Origin of the sequence: Flavobacterium sp. (assembly GCF_044368625.1) — a bacterium.
Classification (GTDB): Bacteria; Bacteroidota; Bacteroidia; order Flavobacteriales; family Flavobacteriaceae; genus Flavobacterium.
Genome location: NZ_JBIPPD010000202.1, coordinates 1 through 5,879 on the forward strand (window position 1 = coordinate 1; position 5,879 = coordinate 5,879).

Consider the following 5,879-nt stretch of genomic DNA (forward strand, 5'->3'; position numbering starts at 1 on the left):
CGGAAAAATTGGACAAAAAAAATCTAAAAAAATTAAAAAAGATGAGCGATAAAATCAAAGAAAAAGAGAAAAAAGCAAAAGACAAATTGAAAGAAAAAGCTAAAAAAGCCAATAAAAAGAAAAAAGAGAAAGCTAAAAAAGAAAAAGCCAAAAAGAAGTTAAAAGAAAAAAAGGCTAAGAAAAAAGCAGCTGACAAAAAGAAAAAAGCCAAAAGTAAATCAAAGAAGAAATAGTTTTTGTGGTAAAAAAAATCGAAACCAGAAGTTTCGATTTTTTTTTTGCTATATTTAGAAAGATACGGGCTAACAAAATTCGTAGGTAATTCGGTAATTTAAAGTGTCTCCAAATTTTGGAGATCAATCAAACAACCTCAAAATAGCACAAAATGGAACTATCCCAACAAATTCAATACCTTTTTATACTTGCACTTCCCATAGCCTCTGTGGCTTGGACGGTTACCAAAGAAGAAGTTTTTAGAGAGCTAAGAGAATTTTGTACAAAAAAATCGAAGGAAAGTTCCCGTATTTTTAAACGCAAATTTTTCTACTTATTTACTTGTGAATATTGTTTCAGTCATTATGTAGCCTTGTTTTTTCTAATTATTACCAGATACCACCTTCTATATAATGATTGGCGGGGTTCCGTCATCGGTTTTTTTGCACTCGTGTGGATTGCAAATGTTTACATGAGTCTTTTTGGATTCATCCGTGTGGGAATGAAAAAAGAAAAAGTGAACGCCGATTTGGAAGAAATAAAACTGAACGAAAAGAAAAAGGAAACCTAAAATTCCTATTTTACATAATTAGGCGACTCGCATTTTTGCCAATATTCAATAATAATTCGCATCGTATCTTTTAATTCTTCAAAATTGGACGGTTTGATAAAAAAGCCCTGAATTGATTTCGAATAGGCATCTATAACCCATTCTTGTTCGGCACTTGTGGTAAAAAATAAGTAGGGAATCGTTTTTATCCGAATGTCTTCGTTTTCGTGAATTTGTTTTCTCAATTCGATCCCATTCAATTTAGGCATATTGATGTCTGAAAAAACAATGAAAGGTTCGCTAGTTTTAGCAGTCAAATATTTGAAGGCTTCTTGACCATCATTAAAAAAAATAATTTCATTACTGTAATTAAGCTCCTTAAAGACTTCGATAAAAAATTGTTGATCGTCTTCGTCGTCTTCCACAATCACAATCGCACCTTGCTTATTCATCTTGAATTTGTATAAATTGTTAGATTACAAAGGTACGCTTTTAAAACACGTTATAAATTTAATATGACAAGTTCATATTTACGTCCTTCAAAAACACAAGAATTAGTACTACAAATAAAAGTAGCTTTAGCATCCTGAAAATATATTCTTTAAAAACACATCAAATTCTTACAAAAGAAAAAATTTAAATTAAATCTTGTCGGTATAGAATATTTCAATCTCCACATAATTATGTAACTTTTGTCACGTTTTAACCCATTTTTGATTAGTATATTTGTATATTGTAATTATAAAAAACAGAAGTACAGATGAAAATAGAACAAATTTATACCGGATGTTTGGCTCAAGGTGCTTATTATATCACATCGAATGGTGAAGCTGCCATTATCGATCCGCTTCGCGAAACACAACCCTATATAGAACGTCTGAAGAAGGATAACGTACAACTAAAGTACGTTTTTGAAACCCACTTCCATGCCGATTTTGTCTCTGGACATTTCGATTTAAGTAAGCAAACAGGCGCTTCCATTGTGTACGGACCGTCTGCACATCCCGATTTTGATTTCATTTCTGCAAAAGACAATCAAGAATTTTTAATCGGAAATATCAAAATAAAAATTTTGCATACGCCTGGTCACACGATGGAAAGTACAACCTACTTATTAATTGACGAAAACGGAAAAGACCACGCCATTTTCTCGGGTGACACATTATTTATTGGCGATGTAGGACGTCCCGATTTAGCTCAAAAAGCGGCATCGATGACACAAGATCAATTAGCAGGTATTTTGTATCATTCGTTGCGAACCAAAATCATGACTCTGGCCGATGACGTAATTGTCTACCCCGCTCATGGTGCAGGTTCTGCATGTGGAAAAAACATGAGTAAAGAAACCGTATCCACCATTGGCGAACAAAAAGAAAAAAATTACGCTTTACGAGCTGATATGACCGAAGCCGAGTTTATAACCGAAGTCACAGAGGGTTTATTACCACCACCAGCTTATTTCGGTATGAATGTGGCAATGAACAAATCAGGGATCGAGAGTTTTACTACTGTTTTAAAAAAAGGATTAAATCCAATTGAAGCTACTCAATTTGAAACAATTACAGAAGAAACGGGGGCTTTGATTTTGGACACCCGTTCTAATGGAGATTTTGCCAAGGGTTTCGTGCCGCAATCCATCAATATCGGAATTGCAGGCGATTTTGCTCCATGGGTCGGTGCTTTGATTGCCGATGTCAAGCAACCTATCGTTTTGGTAACGGACATAGGAAAAGAAGAAGAAACCGTAACTCGCTTATCTCGTGTGGGATTTGACCACATTATAGGTTACTTAGCAGGGGGGTTTGATGCTTGGAAAAAGGCAGGTTTTGAAATCGACACCGTCAACCGAATCGCTCCGGAACAGTTTGCAACCGAAATTAAAGTAGGCGAAAGTAACGTAGTTGATGTTCGAAAAACTACCGAATATGCTGCCGAGCACGTCGAAGAAGCCTATAATAAACCACTGGCTTCCATAAATGATTGGATCAAAGACATCAATCCCGAAAATCATTTTTATATGCATTGTGCAGGTGGTTACCGCTCGATGATTGCAGCTTCCATCTTACAAGCACGTGGTTACCGAAATTTTGCCGAAGTGGCTGGAGGATTTAATGAAATTGCAAAAACCAATGTGCCCAAAACTAATTTTATATGCCAAAGCAAAATGCTAAAAGCATAATTTAAAACTGACTTTGAACACATTAGACGAAAATAACAAAATCAATTTATTGCCCACAAGTTCACGAACTTTATAAAAAAACTAAGTTATAATTCGTACATCTTTGATAAATATGCGAATCAAAAACGGAGATAATATTTTAAAATTAGCCGTACCATTAACTTTCAATGCAATTCCATTCAAAGAGCTGAATTTAAATTTTTTTACAATAAACATCTAAAAGGAATCTTTTGCACAACATCGAAAGATTCCTTTTTTTGTTTAGCCATAAATTTATATGGTTAAACAAAAAATATAATTTACCTTTGCATCGAAAATACGAAATGAGTTCCATTCGATACTATTTTCGGACTTTATTTCAAAAATGGGCATTTTAAAAAATCAATTGTTATGAATAGGGAAGAAAAAAAACCAGATAATGTTGTGTATTCCGAAACCGAAGGTTACAACGCGAGTATCTTGCCGTATGCAACCAATGTGGGAGCTCCAGCCATTAGAATCGACGATTTGGTCTCGTGGAAAAGCCGCGGAATTAGCAACGTTAACAAAGAATTGGCACAAAAATTTAACGAGCTGAAAGCACAATATCAAAGTCTGATGGAAGAATTTGAGTGGAATGAATTGGTTTACAATGCCAAATTTTCGTTCGAACCTGTAGTGGGCGAAATTTATCATTTGTACAGAAGTGCCGACGGCTCCGATTTTCTTTCCCTAATTGCACCTTACGAGTGGAATAGAGAGCATGTGGGTACTTTTAAACTCAACAGCGACAAGAAATGGATTCACATTTCGTGATCGTCTGAATGTTTTTAAATTTCTTTTTTTAGATAGAATTTCTTGATTTAAACAAATTTAATGACTTTGAATAAAAAAACCATAAATATCGTTTGGTTCAAACGTGATTTGCGATTTACCGATCACGAGCCGTTATTCAAAGCCCAAAAAGAAAACATCCCCACCTTACTTTTGTATTTTTTTGAACCTTCGGTGATGCGTTACGAAGATTCAGATGTGCGGCATTGGCGTTTTATTTATGAATCACTACAAGAATTAAATGCCAAATTAAAATCCTTCAACGCACAAATATTTATTTTTCATAACGAAGTGCAAGCCATTTTTGAAGAACTAAACGCCGTATATGAGATAAAAAATGTTTTTTCACATCAAGAAATTGGAAACAAAATCACGTTTGATAGAGACTTGGCTATGGCTCTTTTTTTTGCTCAAAACTCAATCTCGTGGAAACAATCGCAAATGCACGGCGTTGTTCGACGCATAAAGTCAATGTCCGAATGGGAAAAACGCTGGAAAATAGTCATGCAATCCGATCCTCTCACAACCGATTTAAATGCCTTTGAATTTGAAAACTGTGAAGACGCGTGGTATCAAAAATTTAAAGGAGCGCCACTTTCAACTGCAATTACTACTCGAAACGAAAACTTTCAGCAAGGCGGCGAATACTGGGCTTGGCGGTATCTGGATAGTTTTGTAAAAAAACGCCATATTAATTATAGTAAATATATTTCGAAACCCAGTTTAAGCCGAACAGGTTGCAGCCGCTTGTCGCCCTACATAGCATACGGAAACATCAGTTTGCGAATGGTGTATCAATACACCAATCAATTTTACGAACAATCGCCTAATAAACGAGCGGTGCTCAATTTTGTTTCGCGACTGCATTGGCATTGCCATTTTATCCAAAAATTTGAAAATAATTTTTGGATGGAATTTGAAAACAGTAATAAAGCCTACAACAGCATTGTAAAACCCAGAAATGAAACTTACATCAAAGCCTGGCAAGAAGGCAAAACCGGCGTTCCAATTGTGGATGCTTGCATGCGGTGCTTGGTACAAACGGGCTACCTTAATTTTAGAATGAGGGCTTTAGTAGTTTCATTTTTTACCTTTAATTTATGGCAAGACTGGCGCGATTTGCACTTTTTAGCACGGCAATTTCTGGACTACGAACCCGGCATTCACTACCCACAGCTTCAGATGCAATCCGGAACCACAGGGATGAACACTATTCGGATATACAATCCCATAAAAAATTCGGAAACCCACGATTCCGAAGGAATATTTATCAAAAAATGGTTGCCCGAATTGGCCGAAGTTCCTCCCGCACTTATACACGAACCATGGAAATTAAATGCGATTGAACAACAATTTTACAATTGCGAAATCGGCAAGGATTACCCCTATCCTATTGTTGATATCGAAGCCACCCGAAAATACGCCAGTGATCGCGTCTGGAGTGTCCGAAAAAAAGCAGTTGTTAAAGAGGATGGAAAGTTAGAAGTGTAGCAATTTGTTGATTTATTAGTCTCTCGTATGCTTTTTTTTAAGGTTCACTAATTGGGTTGAAAATATCATTGAACGTGTCAGCAGCGCTTTTGAAAATTGGTAGCAATTATTTTTTATATTTGAAAGAAACAAAAAAAGAATATTTATAAGAAAAAGCACTCTTTCTTTGATGATATATTTTTGATTTTGATTGAATTATAAATAAGCTAACGATTAATCTTTATGAAAAATAACGAGAAAATTATATCTATTTTAAAAAAAACTTTTCGAATAATTATGCTAAAATTCAAGGATACACATTTGAAAAATTAATTGAGTCATTGATTTATGAGAATCCTGATGCTTATCACATTGGAGAAAATCGAGTCGGAAAACTATACGATGAAGAGGTTGTACGAAATTTGAACTTGACTAAATCAAATCAAAAACTATCTTAAGTTTTTCAAAAAGTTGCACTGGAAATAGGTCGCAGTATAGTATTCAGCAGTATATTTAAAAAAATGAACAATTGTAAGTTCAAGTTATAAGTGCAACAGATAAATTAAAAACACTTGGAGTTTTCCTCCAAGTGTTTAAGGTCAAAAGCCTAAATTTGTCTTGCATGAAAAAATATAAACAATTAACCGTTGAGCA

6 protein-coding genes are annotated in these 5,879 nt (G+C 34.9%); 5 read left to right on the top strand and 1 reads right to left on the bottom strand.

The window, feature by feature from the left end; all coding sequences use genetic code 11:
* The first annotated feature begins 41 nt into the window (after window positions 1–41).
* Together ACIQ2X_RS12940 and ACIQ2X_RS12945 are read left to right on the top strand one after the other, a co-directional pair.
* Window positions 42–233 (top strand): hypothetical protein, encoded by a 192-nt coding sequence (locus tag ACIQ2X_RS12940; protein ID WP_396179342.1) that lies wholly within the window; start codon window positions 42–44, stop codon window positions 231–233.
* Window positions 234–385: 152 nt separating this feature from the next.
* Window positions 386–784 carry a hypothetical protein gene (locus ACIQ2X_RS12945; protein WP_396179343.1) on the top strand — a complete coding sequence of 133 codons (399 nt, stop codon included), beginning with the start codon at window positions 386–388 and terminating at the stop codon, window positions 782–784.
* A gap of 5 nt (window positions 785–789) precedes the next feature.
* Here ACIQ2X_RS12945 and ACIQ2X_RS12950 read toward each other — a convergent pair whose 3' ends face one another.
* Entirely contained in the window at window positions 790–1,215 is a 426-nt protein-coding gene (locus ACIQ2X_RS12950; protein WP_396179344.1) for a response regulator, read from the bottom strand.
* Between the two features lie 308 nt (window positions 1,216–1,523).
* Here ACIQ2X_RS12950 and ACIQ2X_RS12955 point away from each other — a divergent pair, with 308 nt between their 5' ends.
* The 3 genes from ACIQ2X_RS12955 to ACIQ2X_RS12965 all read left to right on the top strand — a co-directional run bounded on the left by ACIQ2X_RS12955 (window position 1,524) and on the right by ACIQ2X_RS12965 (window position 5,246).
* Window positions 1,524–2,942 (top strand): rhodanese-like domain-containing protein, encoded by a 1,419-nt coding sequence (locus tag ACIQ2X_RS12955; protein WP_396179345.1) that lies wholly within the window; start codon window positions 1,524–1,526, stop codon window positions 2,940–2,942.
* Between the two features lie 390 nt (window positions 2,943–3,332).
* On the top strand, window positions 3,333–3,737 hold the full coding sequence (locus tag ACIQ2X_RS12960) for a DUF2452 domain-containing protein (protein WP_396179346.1): 405 nt from the start codon (window positions 3,333–3,335) through the stop codon (window positions 3,735–3,737).
* 60 nt (window positions 3,738–3,797) lie between these two features.
* On the top strand, window positions 3,798–5,246 hold the full coding sequence (locus tag ACIQ2X_RS12965; protein WP_396179347.1) for a deoxyribodipyrimidine photo-lyase/cryptochrome family protein: 1,449 nt from the start codon (window positions 3,798–3,800) through the stop codon (window positions 5,244–5,246).
* Window positions 5,247–5,879: the final 633 nt, after the last annotated feature.